Origin of the sequence: Halopseudomonas xiamenensis, from assembly GCF_014219065.1 — a bacterium.
Taxonomy (GTDB): Bacteria; Pseudomonadota; Gammaproteobacteria; order Pseudomonadales; family Pseudomonadaceae; genus Halopseudomonas; species Halopseudomonas xiamenensis.
Window position 1 is genome coordinate 59591 of the sequence record NZ_JACLGO010000021.1, and the last position, 18337, is coordinate 77927.

An 18337-nucleotide genomic window follows, 5' to 3' on the forward strand; every position below is an offset into this window, starting at 1 on the left:
TGTATTCGGAATACCCATTTGGTGCAGGAAGATAAAGTAGCTCCAGAGTGTACAAACCCGCTCCCTCTCCCCTCGCGGGAGAGGGCTGGGGAGAGGGGGAAAGAGCCCGTCAACGCACCCGCTGCCCCGGCCTGGCACCCGCATCCGGGCTCAACAGATAAATCTCCTCACCCCCGGGACCAGCAGCCAGCACCATCCCCTCGGAGACCCCGAACTTCATCTTGCGCGCCGCCAGGTTGGCCACATACAAGGTCAGCCGGCCTTCCAGCTGCGCCGGGTCGGGGTAGGCGCTCTTGATGCCGGAGAACACATTGCGGGTCGCATCGCCGATATTCAGGGTCAGGCGCAGCAGCTTGTCCGCGCCTTCGACGAATTCGGCCTTCTCGATCAGCGCCACCCGCAGGTCCACTGCGGCGAAGGTGTTGAAGTCGATTTCCTCAGCCAGCGGGTCCTTGACCAGCTCACCGTTGCCGGCGGGCGCGCTGCTGTCGGTGGCGGCCAGGTCCTCTTTGGAGGCTTCCACCATGGCCTCGACGCGGGCCGGTTCGATGCGGGTCAGCAGTGGCTGGAAGGCATTCAGCTGGTGTTCCCCGAGCAGCTCGCCGAGGTCGCTCCATTGCTGTGGCGGCAGGTTGAGGAAGGCTTCGGCGTCGGCGGCCAGCTTCGGCAGCACCGGCTTGAGCAGGATCACCAACTGGCGGAACAGGTTGATGCCCAGCGAGCAGATCGCCTGCACCTCGTCCTGCTTACCTTCCTGCTTGTTCAGGGCCCAGGGTGCCTTGTCGGCGATCCAGGCGTTGGCCTTGTCGGCCAGCGCCATGATCTCGCGCATGGCGCGGGAGAAGTCGCGCTTCTCGTAGGCGTCGGCGATCGACGGGAAGGCCGAGGCGAAGGCGTCGGTCAGCTCCGGTGCCGGGTTGGCGGCGGTCATCCGGCCGGCGTTGCCCTTGTGGATGAAGCCGGCGCAGCGGCTGGCGATGTTCACCACCTTGCCGACCAGGTCGGAATTGACCTTCTGCACGAAGTCTTCCAGGTTCAGGTCCAGGTCGTCCACGCCGCGTCCGAGCTTGCTGGCGTAGTAGTAGCGCAGGTACTCCGGGGACAGGTGATCCAGGTAGGTGCGCGCCTTGATGAAGGTGCCGCGGGACTTGGACATCTTCTGGCCATTGACCGTCAGGTAGCCATGCACGTTGACGCCAGTCGGCTTGCGGTAGCCGGCGCCCTCCAGCATGGCGGGCCAGAACAGGGTATGGAAGTTGATGATGTCCTTGCCGATGAAGTGGTACAGCTCGGCCTCGGAATCCTTGTTCCAGAAGGCGTCGAAGTCCAGCTCGGGGCGGCGCGCGCAGAGGTTCTTGAAACTGGCCATGTAGCCCACCGGGGCATCCAGCCAGACGTAGAAGTACTTGCCCGGCTCACCGGGAATCTCGAAGCCGAAGTAGGGCGCATCACGGCTGATGTCCCACTCCTGCAGGCCGGCGTCCAGCCATTCGGCGATCTTGTTGGCGACCGCGTCCTGCAGAGTACCGCTGCGCGTCCACTGCTTGAGCATGTCCTGGAAGTCGGGCAGGGTGAAGAAGAAGTGCTTGGAGTCCTTGAGTACCGGCGTGGCACCGGAGATCGCCGAGCGCGGGTCCTTCAGCTCGGTCGGCTCGTAGGTGGCGCCGCACTTTTCGCAGTTGTCGCCGTACTGATCCTCGGCCGCACACTTGGGGCAGGTACCCTTGATGAAGCGGTCGGCGAGGAACATGCCCTTTTCCGGGTCGAAATACTGGGTCACCGAGCGCGTGCTGATGTGCCCGTTGGCCTTGAGCTTTTCATAGATCAGCTCGGACAGCTCGCGGTTCTCCTGCGAATGGGTCGAGTAGTAGTTGTCGAAATCCACCAGGAAGTCGGCGAAGTCGGCGGTGTGCTCGGCCTTGACCGCGTCGATCAGCTGCTCCGGGGTGATGCCTTCCTTCTCCGCACGCAGCATGATGGCCGAGCCGTGGGCGTCGTCCGCGCAGACATAGATGCACTGGTGATCGCGCAGCTTCTGGAAGCGCACCCACATGTCGGTCTGAATATATTCCAGCATATGCCCCAGATGGATCGAACCGTTGGCGTAGGGCAGGGCGCTGGTAACGAGGATCTGGCGTTGCTTGAGGTTGCTGGACATGGACACTCGGCTTCTGTTGGGTGAACGGATCAAAGCCGGTAATTGTACCTGTTTGGGCGGTGCAGGTCACTCGATTGACCTGCACCGGGTCAGGCGCTGATGGCGATTGGGGCTGCCATCAGCGCTGCTTGAAACGGGAAATCAGGCTTTCTTGAATAGCCCCAGCGCCCGCAGTATGTAGATGAGCAATACGGCACCGGCAATGGCGATGATGAAGCGGATGATCATGCCACCGGCGGCAATACCCAGCAGGCCGGCAATCCAGAAGCCCAGCAGGGAACCGACGATGCCGACGATGATATTGGCGATCAGCCCCATCTGCTCGTTGGTCTTCATGATGATACTGGCCAGCCAGCCAACAATACCGCCAATGATCAGGGTAACGATCCAGCTCATGGGTAACACCTCTTCCTGCTGTTGTGAGTACGATCCAGTAAAGCAGATAAGTCCCCGGCCTGCCTGTCGGAGCTGCAGCTTCAACTAGACTCAGGACAGGTAGTTACGGAGGGCGGCATGAAATATATCTTCGAAGTACATATCAGGGAGGGGCATCGCGCCGAGGACTATGCCGATGCCTGGGTGCGTGCCAGCGAGATCATCCAGCGTGCCCCGGGGGCACGGGGCACCGAACTGCATCGCAAGATCGGCGATCCACGCATGCTGATCGCCATCGCCAGCTGGGACAGCAAGGCGCAGCGCGATGCCATGGAGGGCCAGCATGATCCCACGGTGGCGGCGATCATCAGGAGCGCCGCGCCGTTCTGCGAGATTCGCCCCATTGGCGAGTTCGAGGACCCAGAGTGGGTGGTCCGACCGGAATGATGTCCGTTAGCATGTTGGGCAGACCATTGAAAAGGAGCGAAGCATGAAACGCCTGCCGCGGGGGTTATCGCCGGCATTGCTGATGACCGGGATGCTGGCCGCCAGCCAGGTCCTGGCACAACCGACCGGGCTGTGGAACACCGAAGACCACCAGGGGCAGGTGGAAATCAGTGCCTGCGCGGACAAGCTGTGCGGTGACCTGGTCTGGCTGGCCGAGCCGCTGGACGTGGATGGGTTGCCCAAGCTGGATCGACACAATCCGGATGAGACCCTGCGCAGCCGCCCGGTGCAGGGGTTGCGCATTCTCTGGGATATGCAGCCGGCCGGGGATGGCAAGACCTGGAAGGACGGCCGGGTATATGACCCGGAGAGTGGCAAGACCTACCAGGGCAAGATCACCCTGGAGGAGCCGGACGTGCTGAAGTTGCGCGGCTTCGTCGGCGCCCCGCTGTTCGGTCGTACCTCGACCTGGACCCGTGCGCAGGAGACCGAGCCGCTGCAGCCGTAGCCATCCTCAAAGCCGCTTGCGCAACCGCAGCATCTTGACCGCCAGCAGCAGGTAGGCCAGTGCCCAGCACGCCGCGGACAGGCTCAGCAGCAGCGGTTGGGCAAAAGGCGTGGGGCCGCTGAGAAAGCGTGTGATGCTGGCGGTGGCGATCAGCAGGGTGATGCCGGCTACCCAGGCGGTGGGCGGGGGCGTCTTGCTGGTGCGCTGGAAGTACAGCCGCAGCATCACGCTGGTCGACAGGGTGCCCAGCCCACCCACGGTGATCAGGTGCAGCGCCGGGGTGGCGGTGGTCAGGTTGATGAAGGCCAGGCCGGTGGCGAGGCTGCCCAGCGCCAGCCAGGCATACCCGACGCCGAAGGCCAGCAGATCAGGCCGTGTAGTGCAGCGCCATAGCTGCCAGCGCAGACCGCGCACTGCCAGCACCAGCCCACCGGCCACCAGGCACAGACCGGCCCCGCGATAACTGAACGCATGGCCGGGCCAGGGCAGCAGCAGGGCGATGATCGCCAGCCCCAGCAGGATGATCAGCGCCGCCTCCATGCGCGGCTGCAGCCGGGCCTTGAGCTCCACCCCACGTTGTTCCAGGGTAATGGCCGCCGCCGGTGCGATCAGCCGGCCGCCGATAAAACTCATCAGCAATAACAGGCAGAGCACGCCGGCATGCATCAGCCGGCTGGTATCCAGGGTAATGCCGCGCGCCAGTTCCGGCCAATGGCGCCATGCCAACAACAGTACCAGCCACAACAGCGGCAGCAGGCACAGGGTCAGGATCAGCGGAGCGGTGACCCTGTTGCGCCACTGCTTCGCCGCGCTGAAGCGCGGCACCACCTGCCGGGCCAGTGCCAGCGCGAACACTGCCGGCAACAGCAGCGCCAACCAGCTGCTGGGCAGCAACACATGCGCCAGCCGCGCTGCAAGCCACAGACCGAGCAGCAGGTAGAGCACTTTCCATGGCTGCGGGCCCAGGGTATAGCCGGCAATCAGCGCCAGGGCAAAACCGAATATCAGCTCGTGACCATGGCCGGAACCGACCAGACCGGGCGGCCAGCCGCTGCCGGACAGCGTGGCCCAGACCGATAGCGGCACGGCGATGCTGGCGAGCAGGGCTGCGATGGGGAAGAACAGGGCAAAGGCCGGGTATTTGGTGGGTGCTGGCATTGGTCTGCGGGTGTTGAAAGGTATAGCCGGATGCTAGCTCATGCTGGGCTGACCTGAAACAGGGGGAATTGCTCTCTACCTCGTCATCCTTCACGAAGGCGAAGGATCCACCGGCCACTCCGGGGCTGCCGGCACCCCTGGATCCTTCGCCTTCGCGAAGGATGACGGGAGTAAGGCGACGGATGGCGGGAGTGCGGCGCAGGATGACGGGAGTGAAGCGAAGGGTGACGGAAGGGGACCATGGGCCGGTTTAGTTCAGTACATTGTCGACGATGGCATAGATGAGCCCGGTGGTGACAGCGACCAGGATCAGGTCGCTGCCGGCGCGGCGCCATTCATAGCCGGCATAGTGCGGCAGGTGCCGGACATGGGCCGGGGCAAGAGGATGGGCCCAGCCATGCGGCATCGGGCGGCCGACTACCAGGTGCACATGGGGCGGCAGTGCCGGTCCGCGGCCGATCTGATGGTAACGGCTCTGGTGGATCTGCCGACGCAACTGGTCACGGTGTGGCGGTTTGCGCTGCTGGTACTGATGTCGTTGCTGGTATATCTGGCGATGGCCGGGCGGATGCGCATGGTCCCGGGGACGATAGCCGGAGCCGGGGTGCTGCTGACCATGGCGCCTGGAGTCGTGCCGCTGCATATGCTGGCGACGCAGGTCGCGCTCGTGCTGCTGCTGTTTGAAGGCCTTGCGCTGATCATGTGACTGACCCGCTGCAAAGGAGGCCGGAGCGGCATGGGCGGCCACGGCAAAGAGTGCCGTGGTGGCAAGCAGGGCGATGGTGAGGCGAACAAGAACTTTCATGGCGATACCCTCGAAGCGATGACCGTTAGAGTGATCCTGGCGCCTGAAATTCCCTGGCAGCGCAGCCCCAGCATAGGACAGCTCTCCCGCGCTTTGGGCTTTGTAAAGACAGCTTTACCCGGATTTACTCAAGCATTGTCGAGGCCAGCGCCTTGCTTACGAAAGTTGTTCAATCAGAGGCATAGAGTCAATTTATTTCATGTATCAGGGCGGAGTCGGGATGATGGCGTCCATCGAAGCAATCAACCATGGAATTCGTCCTATGAGCATCATCAAGCGTATCTTTACCCGACCTCGCAATAACCCACCGACCAAAAGCGTCGAAGAACACCCCAACTTCTGGATGTATCAATAACAGCGGCTGGAGCCACCGTCCTTGCGCGGTGGCAGATCGAGGGTGTTCAGGCTGGTTCCTGTTCCCCTTCTTCCTGCAGGGTGGCCAGTACATCGGGGCTGCCGCGAAACGCCTTGGCAAACAGCTCGCGGTGTTTCGCCATGTAGATTCCCGCCTCTTCGGCCTGCACTTCGGTGAGCGAAGGCACTGCCTTGAGCAGTACTTCTCCGAGCCGCTCGGCCAGCTCCAGCATCTTGTCGTGACGATCGGCTTCGGCTTTATCCATGAACAGGCGCTCCGGGTCTCTGCTGCTTCGGTACACTATTTCAACGGCCATTTCTTACCCCTGGCTTGAAGATGGTTTCCTGGTCCATGCGATCAGTCTGCCGCATGCTGGTGGCATTATACTGTATGCGTATACAGTTTTGGCTTTTTATTCGCCTGCCCGCGTTTCGGCTTTGTTACCATCACGATCACAATGAGTCTTTCCCTTTATTTCCAGAGCGAACACCCATGAGTATCGAAAGCTGGCTGGCCTTTTTCGTGGCCTGTTGGATCATCAGTTTGACACCGGGGGCCGGGGCGGTGGCGTCCATGGCCAGCGGCCTGAACTACGGCTTTGCCAGGGGCTACTGGAATGCCTTGGGTCTGCAGCTGGCGCTGCTGCTGCAGATCGTCATCGTCGCTGCAGGGGTGGGCGCGCTGCTGGCCACGTCGGCGCTGGGCTTCGCTCTGATCAAGTGGTTCGGTGTGGGCTACCTGCTGTACCTGGCGATCAGGCAGTGGCGGGCACCGACCCAGGAGATGAGCCTGCAACCCCGGCCGATCGGCCGCCCGCTGAGCCTGGTGCTACGGGGCTTCGTGATCAATATCAGCAACCCCAAGGCGATCGTGTTCATCCTTGCAGTGCTGCCGCAGTTCATTGATCCGGGCCGGCCATTGCTGATCCAGTATATGGTCATGGCGCTGACCATGGTGATAGTCGACCTGATCGTGATGGCCGGCTATACCGGGATGGCCGCCAAGGCCATGCGGCTGCTGGACTCGCCACGCCAGCAGCGCCTGCTCAATCGCAGCTTCGCCGTGATGTACGGGATTGCCGCCGGCCTGCTGGCGACGGTGCGCCGGGTTTGAAACGCAGTTGCCTGGCCGTGGTTACCAGTCTTCCTGCTCGATGAAGCCGCTGGTGATGATCCAGCCGATACCGAAACGATCGGTGAGCATGCCGAAACCCTGGGCCCAGAAACTCGGACCAAAGGGCATTCGAGTAACCCCGCCATCGGACAGCCGGTTGTAGACCTGCTCGGCCTTCAGCAGGTCGTCATAATGCATCTGCACGAATACGCCCTGGGGCGCCTGGTAGGCGCCGGGCGGTGCATCGGAGCCCATCAGTACCCGGTCGGCGATGGTGACTTCACCGTGCAGCACCTTGTCCAGCCAGCTGTCCGGCACACCGGTGCCTTCTGGTGCGTCCCGATGGCTATGGATGGTGCCGAGGGTGCCGCCGAGTTCAAGGGCATAGAATTGCAGGGCCTCGCGACAGTTGCCGGCGAAAGTGAGGTAGATGGCCAGGCTGGTCGGTGCCTTGGGAGCGGATGCTTGCGTCATGGTTCTCGCCCTCGCTGCTTGCAGAGTGATGGTTCCATTGTTGATTTATGACGCTGGGCGGAGTTCAGGTGGGCGGATGGGCGGTAGTACCGGCCCGCCGTAGCGGGCCGGTTGGCAGGATGATCAGGGTGTGGCTGGCTGGAACACCAGCACGCCGGCATCACCACTCAGTGTCAGGCGCGAGCCATTGTCATCGAACTGCACTTGCAGCGGCTGTTGCAGGTAGGTCTTGATGGTGTTTTCCCGGGCCATCAGGGCTGGCTCGCAGGCCATCATGGTCTGCACCAGTTGGCCGACCTTCAGGGTGTTGTTTTCCAGCTCGTAGTCGCCGCCCATGCCATTGCAGGCATTGCTGACGCCCATGCGCTCGGGCTGGAAATTCAACTCGATGGGTGGCCGGTCGCCGCCGGTCAGGTCCGTGGCCGCGAGGCCCTCGGCATCGGTCGCCTCGACCAGGGACCATGGCTGGGCGGTGAGGGTCTCGATCGATACCGCGTTCGTGTTGGTGTCGTTGCCGTTGCAGCCGCCGATCAGCAGGGCCAGTGCCAGCGAAGCGGGAAGCAGGCGGCGAAATGTGGCTGTATTCATGTCATCTCCGGGAGAAAGTTCGGTTCCTATCCTGCACTACTGCGGCTCGCTGGTCGAGCCGTCTGCGGCACACCGGCGACCTGGATCTCCGGCAGGCTGCCGCCATTGAACTCCACCCGGCGGATCGGGAAGGCCAGGTGTACGTCCATGTCACGCAGGCTCTGCAGCAGTTGCAGGTTGATCTCCTGCTGGACGTCCATGTACTGGTTGTAGTCGGCGGTTTGCATTATATGCACCACTTCGAAGGTCAGCTGGCTTTCGTTGAAGGCGAAGAAGTGCGCGCGATCGAACTGGGTCTTGTCGGCGTTATCGATGATGTTCTTCACCTGGGCGCTGACCTCGCGCACCTTGTCGGTCGGCGTATGCGGGCTGATGCCGAAGGTGAAGACGATGCGCCGGGTATCCATGCGCTTGTAGTTGTGCAGGGTCTGCGCCAGCAGTTCGGCGTTGGCGCAGACGATCTGCTCGCCGCTCAGGGCGCGGATACGGGTGGTCTTCAGGCCGATATGCTCGATGGTGCCGGCAACCTCGCCGAACACCACGAAATCGCCGATCTCGAACGGCTTGTCGATGCCGATCGACATGGAGGCGAACATGTCGCTGAGCAGCGTCTGTACCGCCAGGGCGATGGCGATACCGCCGACGCCGAGGCTGGCGATCATGGCGGTGATGTCCACCCCGAGGTTGGCGAGGATCGACAGCAGCATCACCGTCCAGATCACCAGCCGTACCATGATACCGATCAGCGTGGTGGTCACCGGGTTGCGCGCCTTGCCGTCGCGGTTCAGGCTGGTGGTCCACAGCTGCACCGCGTGGTCGGCCCACAGCGCGAGTTGGAAGGCCAGGGCGATGAACCAGCCATGGGACATGGCCTGCTCCCAGCGTGGCGACAGTTCGACGCTCTTCAGGCCCAGCATCAGGGCGAAGGCGAGCAGCAGCAGATGGCTGGTCGAGCGCAGCAGCTCGGAGGCGAAATAGAATACCCTTGAATGGGATTTTCGGTCGCGCTGCAGAAAGTGGCGGCTCAGGACACGCAGTGCAATGGACAGGATGAGGTAGGTGCCAAGCGTCACGGCCACCAGAATGCCCAGTTGCAGCCAGAGCGAGCGATCGGTGAGGACGTCCCAATACAGCATGGTAATCTCCAGTCGGTTGTTCGGCAGGGCCTGGGAAGCCCCTAATTATTTCTGTTGCTGCGCGGCCGGATTAGTTCCAGCAGATTCGGCATGTCGCGGTGTATGCTGTGTGCCGCTGACTGGCTGCCGCTTCCTGTGGTAGCGCTGGCGAGACCCTTTTCAACTTGTGCTGTGGGGCGATGAATGAATGTGTTCCTGTATGCTGCGACTGTGCTGATCTGGGGTACCACCTGGATCGCCATCAGCCTGCAGACCGGTCCGGTGCCGGTGTTGGTCTCGGTGTTCTACCGCTTCGCCATCGCCGCCGGGTTGATGTTGCTGGTGCTGGGGTTCAGCGGTCGTCTGCAACGGCTCAGCCGTTCGGAACATGGCTTCTGCCTGCTGCAGGGCATGTGCGTATTCGGTTTCAACTTCGTCTGTTTCTACACCGCCAATGCCTATATCAACAGCGGGTTGGAATCGGTGCTGTTCTCGCTGGCCATCGTGTTCAACGCGATCAATGGCGTGATCTTCTTCGGCCGGCGCATCACTCCGCGGCTGATGCTGGCCAACCTGCTGGGCCTGGCCGGTATCGTCAGCCTGTTCTGGCACGACCTGACCGACGAGCAGGTATCCAGCGGCACGCTCATCGGTATCGGCCTGAGCCTGCTGGGCACCTACGGTTTTTCACTGGGCAACATGATCAGCGTGCGCTTCCAGCAGCGCCGGCTGAACCTGTTGACCACCAACGCCTGGGCCATGGGCTATGGTGCGCTGGTGATGCTGGTGTTGGCGCTGCTGACCGGCGCCTCTTTCGCCATCGAACAGACGCCAGCCTATATTGGCTCGTTGCTGTACCTGGCGGTGATTGGTTCGATCGTCGGCTTCGCCACCTACTTCTCGCTGGTCGGCCGCATCGGCGCCGGGCCGGCGGCCTACACCACGGTGATGTTCCCGTTGATCGCCCTGGGCATGTCCACGCTGTTCGAGGGTTACCAGTGGAGCGGCGCGGCGGTGTTCGGGCTGGTGCTTATCCTGCTGGGTAATGTGGTGATGTTCTACCAACCGCGGGCCAGGGCAGGCGCGACTGTACCCTGATAGAATCGCCGGTCATTTTCAACAGAGCAGGGCAGCCATGCTGGAATACTTCATTATCGCCTTCGCCGTGATCAGCGGCCTGTACTTCCACTGGTGGCTGATGGTGCGCATCCGGCGCTGGAGTAACCGCGACCTGGCGCTGTCCATGGCCGGCGAGGACCAGGCCAAGCGCGATTACATGCTCGCGCAACTGACCGAGGCGCAGCGCCTGAAGGTCGGTCGTCGGGAGCTGGAGGCATGGCTGCAGCGGGCGGCGGACGCTTATCCGGGAAACAGCGCCTGAGTCGTGCTCGGGGCCGCTCGCTGCTCCAGGCGATGGCCCTGCACCCGCCACCAGCGCGGCAGCAGTTGCTGCACCGCCGGCTGACCGAAGCGGTCATCCAGCAACCAGATCACGCCCTGGTCCCCGGGGCTGCGGATCACCCGGCCGGCGGCCTGTACCACCTTCTGCAGGCCGGGATACAGGCAGGCATAGTCATGGCCGCTGCCGAACATAGTCTGCATCCGTTGCCTGATCTGCTCGGTGACCGGATTGACCTGGGGCAGGCCCAGGGTGGCGATGAAGGCGCCTACCAGGCGCTTGCCCGGCAGATCGATCCCTTCGCCGAAAGCGCCGCCCAGCACCGCGAAACCGACGCAGCGGGTGTCCTCGGTAAAGCCATCGAGGAAGGCTTCGCGCTCGGCTTCGTCCATCTGGCGTGACTGCTCGCGCACCGGTATGTCGGGCCACAGCGTGCGGAACAGGTCGAGGACCTGCTGCAGATAGGCATAGCTGCTGAAGAACGCCAGGTAGTTGCCGGGGCGCTCGGCGAACTGCCCGGCGATCAGTTCGCAGATCGGCTGCAGGCTGCCAGCGCGGTGCTGGTAGCGGGTCGATAGATTGCGGGTAAAGCGTACCTGCAACTGCTCGGCGCGAAACGGCGAATCGACATCCAGCCAGTGGGTGTCCTCCGGCAGCCCCAGCAGGTCCACATGGTAGTGCCAGGGACTCAGGGTCGCAGAGAACAGCGTGGTGCTGTGGGCGACGGCAAAGCGCGCGGCAAGAAAGGGCGCCGGCAGGATATTGCGCAGGCACAGGGTCGACAGTCGGCGCCGGCCGGCACGCCGCAGGCTGACATCGAACAGCGAGTGGGGGCCATAGTGCTCGGCCAGGCGGCAGAACGACAGGGCGTCGAGATAGAAACGCAGCAGCGCCGGGTCGTTGCCCTCCGGTTGATCGGTCAGGTGGTCGGTGATGGCGCCGACCAGTTTCTGCAGGCCGAGCAGCAGCAGGTCGGGCAGGGTGGGATGGACCTGATAGTCCGCCTGCTGCTCCCGGTGCAGGTGATTCCAGTGGCGATTGACCCGGTCCAGCGCGCTCTTCAGCCCGCTGGGGGCGAGCTGGCGCAGCGCCTGGAAGCGACCCTGGTCCAGCTCGGCGGTATACATGCCGCGCCCGCGCTCGATCAAATTGTGCGCCTCGTCGACCAGCAGGGTCACGCGCCAGTCGTTGACCAGGGTCAGGCTGTAGAGCAGGGCACTCATATCGAAGTAGTAGTTGTAGTCGGCGACCACCACGTCCGCCCAGCGACACAGCTCCTGGCTCAGGTAGTAGGGGCAGACCTGGTGCTGCAGGGCGACTTCACGCACCGCCTGCCTGGTCAGCCAGCGGCGCGCCACCGCGGTCTGGCGTGCTGCCGGCAGGCGGTCGTAGAAGCCGCGGGCCAGCGGACAGGAGTCGCCATGGCAGGCCCGCTCCGGGAACTCGCAGGCCTTGTCGCGGGCGACATGCTCCAGCACCCGCAGCGGCATGTCCGGCTGTTGTGTACGCAGGGTGGCCAGGGCATCGAGCGCCAGTTGCCGCCCGGGTGTCTTGGCGGTGAGAAAGAACAGCCGGTCCAGTTGCTGCCCGGGAAAGGCCTTGAGCTGGGGGAACAGCGTGCCCAGGGTCTTGCCGATGCCGGTGGTGGCCTGGGCCATCAGGCAGTGGCCATCGCGGGCCGCACGGTACACCGCGGTGGCGAGCTGGCGCTGGCCGGTACGAAACTCAGGCCAGGGAAAGCGCAGTTGCTGCAGGGCGCTGTCCCGGGCTGCGCGGTGCGCGCTTTCCTGCTGCGCCCAGTCGAGAAACCGCTGGCACTGCAGCTCGAAGAAGTCGCGCAGCTGCTGCGCACTGAAACGCTCGCGGTAGGCGGTTTCCTTCTGGCTGATGACGTTGTAGTAGACCAGTGCCAGGTCGATGGCGTCGAGACCACGCTCGGCGCACAGCAGCCAGCCGTAGACCTTGGCCTGGGCCCAGTGCAGCAGGCGCTGGTTCTGCGCGATGCGGCCGACATCGCCGCGGTGGGTCTTGATCTCTTCCAACAGGTTGCGTGCCGGGTCGTAGCCGTCGGCGCGCCCGCTGACCAGCAGCCCCCGGTATTCGCCGGCCAGCGGCAATTCGCTCAGGTAGCCGGCAGCGCGCCGCGCCACCACCGTCTGGTGCCCGGCGATGCCTTCCTGGGAGCTGGGCGCCGGGGTGAAGCGCAGGTCCAGGTCGCCTTCGCGGGCGGTGAATTCACACAGGGCGCGTACCGCTATGCGATAGCTCATGGCGCCCAGCTCACGTAGCAGACCTCCACCGGCATGCCGTGCCGGGCGCAGAAGGCGAGCCAGCGCCGCTGGTTGTCCTGCAGGCGGTCGCCCGGGCCCTTGACCTCGATCATGCGGTAGCGCCGCTCGGCCGGCCAGAACTGGATCAGGTCCGGCATGCCCGCGCGGTTGCCGCGCAGGTCGAGCAGCAGGCGCTGGAACCACAGCCGCAGGTGCGCGGCGGGCAGGCAGTGCAATGCCTGGTCGAGCAGTTCCTCGCTGAGGACTGCCCAGTTGACGAAGGGCGTCTGGATACCCTGTTTGGCCTGCCAGGTCCGGCGGATATGTTGCTGGTAGTCGCCGCTGTCGAGCCGGGCCAGGCAGGCGGCGAACAGCGCATGCCGGCGGCTGTGGAAGTCCGGGCTGTGCAGGTCCGCCGGTGCACTGTGGAAGGGATGGAAGAAGGCGCCGGGCACGGGGGCGAAGATCGCCTCCCAGCACAGCAGGCCGAACAGGCCGGTGACCAGCGTGTTCTCCACGTAATGTACCGGGGCTTGCGCGCTGGCCAGATGTTCGCCCACCGCATGTTCCACCCCCAGCGGGTGTGGGCCTGGCAGGCTCAGGTCGATACGCCGGTTGTCGGGTTCGGCTGTCACCGACTGCGGGAGGTAGCCCAGCCGGCGCGCCAGGCGCCGTTGGGCGCGCAGAGCCAGCTGCAGCTCGGCATCATCTTCCGGGGCCTGCAACGCCGCCTCGACCAGGCTGTGGGCTTGCGCATGCTGCTGGAGTTTTTCCAGGATGCGGATCTGCCGCTGGCGCGCACCCTTCCAGCCGCTGCGCTGGTACAGCTGCAGCGCTGCCTCGGGCGCGGCTTCGCGCTCCAGTTGCCGCGCCAGCTGGAACAGCAGGCGGGCATGGCGGCTGTGCAGCCAGGGATTGTCGCAGCGGGGCTCGCCGAGCAATTGCAGAATGTCGGCGACCGGTTGGCCCTGTTCCAGCAGGCTGCGGCAGTTGTGCAGATGCTGGTACAGCTGCAGGTCGGCGCGGCAACTGAAGCCCCGCGACTCCCTGGTCAGGGGCACGGATTCATAGCGCAGTATGCCCAGCTGGGCCAGCACGAACTCCTCCCAGCCCTGGCTGAGGTTGCCGAAGAACATCAGCCGCAGCCGCTCGCATAGCTCGCCGACCAGCACGCTCAACAGCTGTTCGCTGCTGTCCGGGCACCATTGTCGGAAGGGGCGCGGCCCGGTGTTCAGGGCACAGAGCCGTTCCAGCAGCTCGGGTTTGCGCAGCGTGCGCAGCCCGGTCGCCGGGGGCAGCAGAGCGATGAGTTCGTCCTTGCGCAGCAACTGCCCTAACTGCTCGGCGTCCAGCGGCTGGGCAGCGCACAGCCAGCCGTGTGCGAGCAGGGGCTGCGCCGCCTGGTCGATATCGCCGATCTCCGGGTAGCGCAGCTGGGCGGCGCGAAAGTGCGGCCCCTTGCGCATGATCAGCCGCACCAGCAGCGCCCTGGACGGTCGTGGCAATTGCCCGAATTGTTCGATAAAGGCTCGTTCCCCGGTATCCAACAGGTCGGCATAGCGCTCGCGCAACCAGTCCAGTGCCTGCTGGAAGTTGTCCAGGTAGTAGAAGGGCTGCGGCTGGGCAGCGGGCTCGTTGGTGGGGGTTGGCTGGTTGGGCATACAGTATTCTGCCCGCTGCGCCGCCGGCAGTTCAAGCCGGCGGCGACGAACGTCACCATGCCCGTATCGACACGCTCACTTGCGCAGCAGGCGCAGCCCGTTGAGGATCACCAGCAGGCTCACGCCCATGTCGGCGAACACCGCCATCCACATGGTCGCAAGGCCGGCCAGGGTGACCACCAGGAACAGCGCCTTGATGCCCAGCGCCAGCACGATGTTCTGCATCAGTATCGCCGAGGTCTGCCGCGACAGGCGGATGAAGGCGGGGATCTTGCGCAGGTCATCGTCCATGATCGCCACGTCGGCGGTCTCGATGGCGGTGTCGGTGCCGATCGCGCCCATGGCGAAGCCGATATCGGCCTTGGCCAGGGCCGGGGCGTCGTTGATGCCGTCGCCGACCATGCCCACGCAGTGACGGGCATCGAGCAGCGCCTCGATACTGGCCAGCTTGTCGCTCGGCAGCAGATCGCCTTTGGCCTCGTCGATTCCGACCTGGGCGGCGATTGCCGCGGCGGTGTGCGGATTGTCGCCGCTGAGCATCAGCGTCTTCACGCCGAGCGCATGCAGCTCGGCGATCGCCTGCCGACTGGTGTCCCTGAGCGTATCGGCGACCGCGAACAGCGCCAGCGCCCGGCTCTGGTCGCTGAGGATGACCACGCTCTTGCCCTGGCGCTCCAGCCGGTCGAGCTGCGCTTCGATGGCCGGCGAGCACAGGCCGAGTTCCTCCAGCAGGCGGTGATTACCCAAGTGGTAGCGGGTGCCGTCGATGCAGCCACGGCTGCCGCGACCGGGCAGGGCGCTGAACTGTTCCACCTCGTGCAGCGGCACCGCATCGCCTGCCGCCTGCCGGGCGATGGCCTGGGATACCGGGTGGTCCGAGCGCTGCGCCAGACTGGCAGCGATGGCGCGCCAGGCCTCGGCCGGGCCGTCGGCCAGCAGCTGGAAATCGGTCTGCGCCGGCTTGCCGTGGGTCAGGGTGCCGGTCTTGTCCAGCGCCAGGTGGGTGAGGCCGCGGCCGCTCTCCAGGTAGGCGCCGCCCTTGACCAGGATGCCCTTGCGTGCCGCCGCGGCCAGACCGCTGACGATGCTCACCGGGGTGGAGATGACCAGTGCGCAGGGGCAGGCCACCACCAGCAGTACCAGCGCCCGGTAGACCCACTCCAGCCAGTCGGCGGCCATCAGCAGCGGGGGCAATACCGCCACCGCCAGGGCGAAGGCGAACACCACCGGGGTATAGATGCGCGCGAAGCGATCGACGAAGCGCTGGGTCGGTGCGCGCGAGCCCTGGGCCTGTTCGACGGCATGGATGATGCGCGCCAGGGTGGTATCGCTGGCCGGTGCGGTGACCTCGAACTCCAGCTCGCCGGTCTGGTTGATAGTGCCGGCGAACAGGGCATCGCCTGGGGCTTTTTCCAGCGGCAGGCTCTCGCCGGTGATCGGCGCCTGGTCCACTGCGGAATGGCCCTGCAGCACTGTGCCGTCCAGGCCGATGCGCTCGCCGGGGCGCACCCGCACCCGGCTGCCGATGCCGACCTCGGCTACCCTGCGCGGATGCCAGTGGCCGTCCTCATCTTGCACGGTGGCGGTGTCCGGAGTGAGGTCGAGCAGGCCGCGAATGGCATTGCGCGCCCGGTCCAGCGAGCGTGCCTCGATGCGCTCGGCAACAGCGAACAGGAACATCACCATGGCCGCCTCCGGCCACTGGCCGATCAGCACGGCGCCGGTGACCGCGATGCTCATCAGCGCGTTGATATTGAGGTTGCGATGCTTCAGCGCGATCCAGCCCTTGGTGTAGGTGCCCAGCCCACACAGGGCGATGGCGGCGATGGCCAGCAGCGCGACCAGCCAGTCCGGACCCCATTGGCTGAAGTGCAGCGCCTCCGCCAGCAGCGCGCCGCTGCCGGCCAGCCCCAGCCGCCACCAATGGGTGGGCGGTGTCTGGGTCTCGGCACTGTCGGCCTGTCCGGGGCGTACCTGTTGTGCAGTGAAACCCAGCGCACGGATGGCCCGCAGGGCGTTGTCGAGCGCCGTCGGGGCGTGGTCGATGGTCAGCGTACGGTCCAGCAGATTGAACTGCAGGCCGAAGATGCCTGGCAGGCCGGACAGCTGGTCGCTGATCAGCCGCTCCTCGGTCGGGCAGTCCATCTCGCTGATGCGGAAAGTGCTCGACAGGCCATTGCCCGCCGTCGGCTGAGCGGCAACGGCGACTGCCGCCGGTGCGGTCCTGGTGCTTGACGGGTGGTTACCACAGCAGTTGGTCATGGTTGTTCTCCTTTGCTATGGTGCAGTGAACACCCTATAGCGACTATAGAGTCAACAGCCGGTGAGGGGATAACAGATGAAGATAGGCGAACTGGCGAAAATGACCCACTGCCAGGTGGTCACCATCCGCTATTACGAGCGTGCGGGCCTGCTGCCGCCGCCTGAGCGCAGCGAGGGTAATTATCGCCTGTACACAGCGGTGCATGCCGAGCGACTGGCATTCATCCGCAACTGCCGGGCACTGGACATGACCCTGGACGAGGTGCGCCAGTTGCTCGACTACCGCGATCATCCGACCCAGGACTGCACCGGGGTGAACGAACTGGTGGATGAGCATATCGCCCATGTGACGGCGAGGATCGAGATCCTGCAGGCGCTGCACCGGCAACTGACGGAGTTGCGCCAGCGCTGTACCGAGGAGCACGGCAGCGCCGACTGCCAGATTCTCCAGCAACTGACCACCAGTGACAGCTTCCCCGCCGGGCACGCGGCATCCCATGTCGGACCCAGCCACCGGGAGCTGTCCGGCGGCGAATGAGGGTTCAGCGTGCTTCGAGCAGGGCCAGTGCCTCGCTGGCGCCCATGGCCCGCGCCAGGTCCAGCGCGGTGTGCCCCTCGGCATCGGTCCGCCGCGGGTCGGCACCGGCCTGCAGCAGGCGTTCGAGCATGTCCAGACGATTGAACATGGCCGCGTACATCAGCGGCGTCTTGCCGCCCACCGGGCAACCGTTGACGTCGGCGCCGTGGCGCAGCAGCAGCTCGACCATGTCCAGGTCGCCCTTGAACACCACCCCGGCCAGCGGCGTCTGGCAGCGCTGGTTGGCCAGCTCCGGATCGCCACCGCGTTCCAGCAGCGCCTGCGCCGCCGGCAGATGGCCATTGTAGCTGGCCAGCATCAGCAGGCTGTCGCCGTTGCTGTTGCACAGGTTGGCCGGCAGGCCGGCATCGAGCATGGTGCTCAGTTGCTCGGCATCACCATGGCGGGCCAGGTCGAACATGCGCTCGGCGAAGGCCAGGGTCTCATCGTCCAGGTCGGGGCGGTCAGTCATGCTGTGGTTTTCCTTGAGCAAAGACAAAGCCTGATTGTGCACCGGCTGTGAGCATCGGTCACCCCTCGGCGGGCTGAAACCCCAGGGTCTGCTTTAATGAACAGAGTGACCAGCCATCAGAGGAGATACCTATGGAATTGCCGAACCATGATCTTGGCGCGTTGTTCGAACAGCTCGGCCTGTCTTCCCGGCCTGAGGATATCGATGCGTTTTTCGCCAGCCACGCCCTGGCGCAGGACGTGAAACTGATCGATGCTCCGTTCTGGACCCCGGCCCAGGCCACCTTTCTCAAGGAAGAAATGCGCGAGGATGCCGAGTGGGCACCCCTGGTCGACCAGCTCAATGCGCGCCTGCATGAGCAATAGCAGACGCTGGACTACAGCAGCTCCTCCCACTCCTGTGGGAGTCGCCGGCCCCCATGGATTGCCACGCCCTTTGGTTGCAATGACGAAGAGATGGCCGTTCCTGTGGGAGCCGCGCCTCGTGGCGATGGAGGCTGGCAGGCCGCATCGCGGCGGGGCGCCGCTTGTATGGTTTTCCTGCAGGTCCAAAATGGGACCTGTCAGGGTGGAGGGGCTAGCGTCGCTTCCGACCTTTCGG

General features: G+C 64.6%; 19 protein-coding genes. 7 read left to right on the forward strand and 12 right to left on the reverse strand.

Going from position 1 to position 18337, the window contains the following annotated elements:
- Positions 1-109: 109 nt before the first annotated feature.
- The gene (metG, locus tag H6X51_RS14050) at positions 110-2158 is read right to left on the reverse strand and encodes a methionine--tRNA ligase (RefSeq protein ID WP_185268132.1); all 2049 of its coding nucleotides are present in this window, start codon (positions 2156-2158) and stop codon (positions 110-112) included.
- A 141-nt stretch (positions 2159-2299) separates the two neighbouring features.
- On the reverse strand, positions 2300-2554 hold the full coding sequence (locus H6X51_RS14055; protein ID WP_185268133.1) for a GlsB/YeaQ/YmgE family stress response membrane protein: 255 nt from the start codon (positions 2552-2554) through the stop codon (positions 2300-2302).
- 117 nt (positions 2555-2671) lie between these two features.
- On the opposite strand from H6X51_RS14055, the gene H6X51_RS14060 reads away from it, so the two are divergent.
- A complete protein-coding gene (locus tag H6X51_RS14060; RefSeq protein ID WP_185268134.1) occupies positions 2672-2980 on the forward strand; it encodes an antibiotic biosynthesis monooxygenase family protein in 309 nt (102 codons plus the stop codon).
- A gap of 43 nt (positions 2981-3023) precedes the next feature.
- The gene (locus H6X51_RS14065) at positions 3024-3488 is read left to right on the forward strand and encodes a DUF2147 domain-containing protein (RefSeq protein WP_185268135.1); all 465 of its coding nucleotides are present in this window, start codon (positions 3024-3026) and stop codon (positions 3486-3488) included.
- A gap of 6 nt (positions 3489-3494) precedes the next feature.
- Here the strand turns inward: H6X51_RS14065 and H6X51_RS14070 are convergent, their stop codons facing one another.
- From H6X51_RS14070 to H6X51_RS14080, 3 genes are all read right to left on the reverse strand, one after another.
- A complete protein-coding gene (locus H6X51_RS14070; protein WP_185268136.1) occupies positions 3495-4646 on the reverse strand; it encodes an NnrS family protein in 1152 nt (383 codons plus the stop codon).
- Between the two features lie 250 nt (positions 4647-4896).
- Complete coding sequence (locus H6X51_RS14075) at positions 4897-5451, reverse strand: RcnB family protein (protein WP_185268137.1); 555 nt, start codon at positions 5449-5451, stop codon at positions 4897-4899.
- Positions 5452-5852: 401 nt separating this feature from the next.
- Positions 5853-6122 (reverse strand): YebG family protein, encoded by a 270-nt coding sequence (locus H6X51_RS14080; RefSeq protein ID WP_185268138.1) that lies wholly within the window; start codon positions 6120-6122, stop codon positions 5853-5855.
- A gap of 176 nt (positions 6123-6298) precedes the next feature.
- Here H6X51_RS14080 and H6X51_RS14085 point away from each other — a divergent pair, with 176 nt between their 5' ends.
- On the forward strand, positions 6299-6919 hold the full coding sequence (locus tag H6X51_RS14085; protein ID WP_185268139.1) for a LysE family transporter: 621 nt from the start codon (positions 6299-6301) through the stop codon (positions 6917-6919).
- 21 nt (positions 6920-6940) lie between these two features.
- Here H6X51_RS14085 and H6X51_RS14090 read toward each other — a convergent pair whose 3' ends face one another.
- The 3 genes from H6X51_RS14090 to H6X51_RS14100 form a co-directional block, all read right to left on the reverse strand.
- Positions 6941-7393, reverse strand: a complete 453-nt coding sequence (locus H6X51_RS14090; RefSeq protein ID WP_185268140.1) for a VOC family protein — start codon at positions 7391-7393, stop codon at positions 6941-6943.
- Between the two features lie 123 nt (positions 7394-7516).
- On the reverse strand, positions 7517-7981 hold the full coding sequence (locus H6X51_RS14095; RefSeq protein ID WP_185268141.1) for an META domain-containing protein: 465 nt from the start codon (positions 7979-7981) through the stop codon (positions 7517-7519).
- 26 nt (positions 7982-8007) lie between these two features.
- On the reverse strand, positions 8008-9114 hold the full coding sequence (locus H6X51_RS14100; protein ID WP_185268152.1) for a mechanosensitive ion channel family protein: 1107 nt from the start codon (positions 9112-9114) through the stop codon (positions 8008-8010).
- A 186-nt stretch (positions 9115-9300) separates the two neighbouring features.
- On the opposite strand from H6X51_RS14100, the gene H6X51_RS14105 reads away from it, so the two are divergent.
- Positions 9301-10194: a DMT family transporter gene (locus tag H6X51_RS14105; protein ID WP_185268142.1), complete on the forward strand. Its 894-nt coding sequence runs from the start codon at positions 9301-9303 to the stop codon at positions 10192-10194.
- A 40-nt stretch (positions 10195-10234) separates the two neighbouring features.
- Entirely contained in the window at positions 10235-10477 is a 243-nt protein-coding gene (locus H6X51_RS14110) for a hypothetical protein (protein WP_185268153.1), read from the forward strand.
- Here H6X51_RS14110 and H6X51_RS14115 read toward each other — a convergent pair.
- The 3 genes from H6X51_RS14115 to H6X51_RS14125 form a co-directional block, all read right to left on the reverse strand.
- Entirely contained in the window at positions 10456-12765 is a 2310-nt protein-coding gene (locus tag H6X51_RS14115) for an ATP-dependent DNA helicase (protein ID WP_185268143.1), read from the reverse strand. The genes H6X51_RS14110 and H6X51_RS14115 overlap by 22 nt on opposite strands.
- On the reverse strand, positions 12762-14426 hold the full coding sequence (locus H6X51_RS14120; protein WP_185268144.1) for a VRR-NUC domain-containing protein: 1665 nt from the start codon (positions 14424-14426) through the stop codon (positions 12762-12764). The genes H6X51_RS14115 and H6X51_RS14120 overlap by 4 nt, the downstream gene beginning before the upstream one ends.
- Before the next feature lie 75 nt (positions 14427-14501).
- Positions 14502-16688, reverse strand: coding sequence for a heavy metal translocating P-type ATPase (locus H6X51_RS14125; protein WP_185268145.1), 2187 nt, complete (start codon positions 16686-16688; stop codon positions 14502-14504).
- 76 nt (positions 16689-16764) lie between these two features.
- Here H6X51_RS14125 and cadR point away from each other — a divergent pair, with 76 nt between their 5' ends.
- Positions 16765-17226 carry a Cd(II)/Pb(II)-responsive transcriptional regulator gene (cadR, locus tag H6X51_RS14130; protein WP_185268146.1) on the forward strand — a complete coding sequence of 154 codons (462 nt, stop codon included), beginning with the start codon at positions 16765-16767 and terminating at the stop codon, positions 17224-17226.
- A 4-nt stretch (positions 17227-17230) separates the two neighbouring features.
- On the opposite strand, the gene H6X51_RS14135 is transcribed toward cadR, so the two are convergent.
- On the reverse strand, positions 17231-17737 hold the full coding sequence (locus H6X51_RS14135) for an ankyrin repeat domain-containing protein (protein ID WP_185268147.1): 507 nt from the start codon (positions 17735-17737) through the stop codon (positions 17231-17233).
- A 131-nt stretch (positions 17738-17868) separates the two neighbouring features.
- Here H6X51_RS14135 and H6X51_RS14140 point away from each other — a divergent pair, with 131 nt between their 5' ends.
- Entirely contained in the window at positions 17869-18102 is a 234-nt protein-coding gene (locus H6X51_RS14140) for a DUF2789 domain-containing protein (protein WP_185268148.1), read from the forward strand.
- Positions 18103-18337 lie beyond the last annotated feature (235 nt).

What these genes read in the sequence shown, in the direction of transcription:
- H6X51_RS14090 (WP_185268140.1), bottom strand. Translation starts at nt 7,393, where the DNA reads ATGACGCAAGCATCCGCTCCCAAGGCACCGACCAGCCTGGCCATCTAC.
- H6X51_RS14120 (WP_185268144.1), bottom strand. Translation starts at nt 14,426, where the DNA reads ATGCCCAACCAGCCAACCCCCACCAACGAGCCCGCTGCCCAGCCGCAG.
- H6X51_RS14135 (WP_185268147.1), bottom strand. Translation starts at nt 17,737, where the DNA reads ATGACTGACCGCCCCGACCTGGACGATGAGACCCTGGCCTTCGCCGAG.
- H6X51_RS14125 (WP_185268145.1), bottom strand. Translation starts at nt 16,688, where the DNA reads ATGACCAACTGCTGTGGTAACCACCCGTCAAGCACCAGGACCGCACCG.
- H6X51_RS14105 (WP_185268142.1), top strand. Translation starts at nt 9,301, where the DNA reads ATGAATGTGTTCCTGTATGCTGCGACTGTGCTGATCTGGGGTACCACC.
- H6X51_RS14065 (WP_185268135.1), top strand. Translation starts at nt 3,024, where the DNA reads ATGAAACGCCTGCCGCGGGGGTTATCGCCGGCATTGCTGATGACCGGG.
- H6X51_RS14075 (WP_185268137.1), bottom strand. Translation starts at nt 5,451, where the DNA reads ATGAAAGTTCTTGTTCGCCTCACCATCGCCCTGCTTGCCACCACGGCA.
- H6X51_RS14070 (WP_185268136.1), bottom strand. Translation starts at nt 4,646, where the DNA reads ATGCCAGCACCCACCAAATACCCGGCCTTTGCCCTGTTCTTCCCCATC.
- H6X51_RS14085 (WP_185268139.1), top strand. Translation starts at nt 6,299, where the DNA reads ATGAGTATCGAAAGCTGGCTGGCCTTTTTCGTGGCCTGTTGGATCATC.
- H6X51_RS14080 (WP_185268138.1), bottom strand. Translation starts at nt 6,122, where the DNA reads ATGGCCGTTGAAATAGTGTACCGAAGCAGCAGAGACCCGGAGCGCCTG.
- cadR (WP_185268146.1), top strand. Translation starts at nt 16,765, where the DNA reads ATGAAGATAGGCGAACTGGCGAAAATGACCCACTGCCAGGTGGTCACC.
- H6X51_RS14115 (WP_185268143.1), bottom strand. Translation starts at nt 12,765, where the DNA reads ATGAGCTATCGCATAGCGGTACGCGCCCTGTGTGAATTCACCGCCCGC.
- H6X51_RS14095 (WP_185268141.1), bottom strand. Translation starts at nt 7,981, where the DNA reads ATGAATACAGCCACATTTCGCCGCCTGCTTCCCGCTTCGCTGGCACTG.
- H6X51_RS14055 (WP_185268133.1), bottom strand. Translation starts at nt 2,554, where the DNA reads ATGAGCTGGATCGTTACCCTGATCATTGGCGGTATTGTTGGCTGGCTG.
- H6X51_RS14060 (WP_185268134.1), top strand. Translation starts at nt 2,672, where the DNA reads ATGAAATATATCTTCGAAGTACATATCAGGGAGGGGCATCGCGCCGAG.
- H6X51_RS14140 (WP_185268148.1), top strand. Translation starts at nt 17,869, where the DNA reads ATGGAATTGCCGAACCATGATCTTGGCGCGTTGTTCGAACAGCTCGGC.
- metG (WP_185268132.1), bottom strand. Translation starts at nt 2,158, where the DNA reads ATGTCCAGCAACCTCAAGCAACGCCAGATCCTCGTTACCAGCGCCCTG.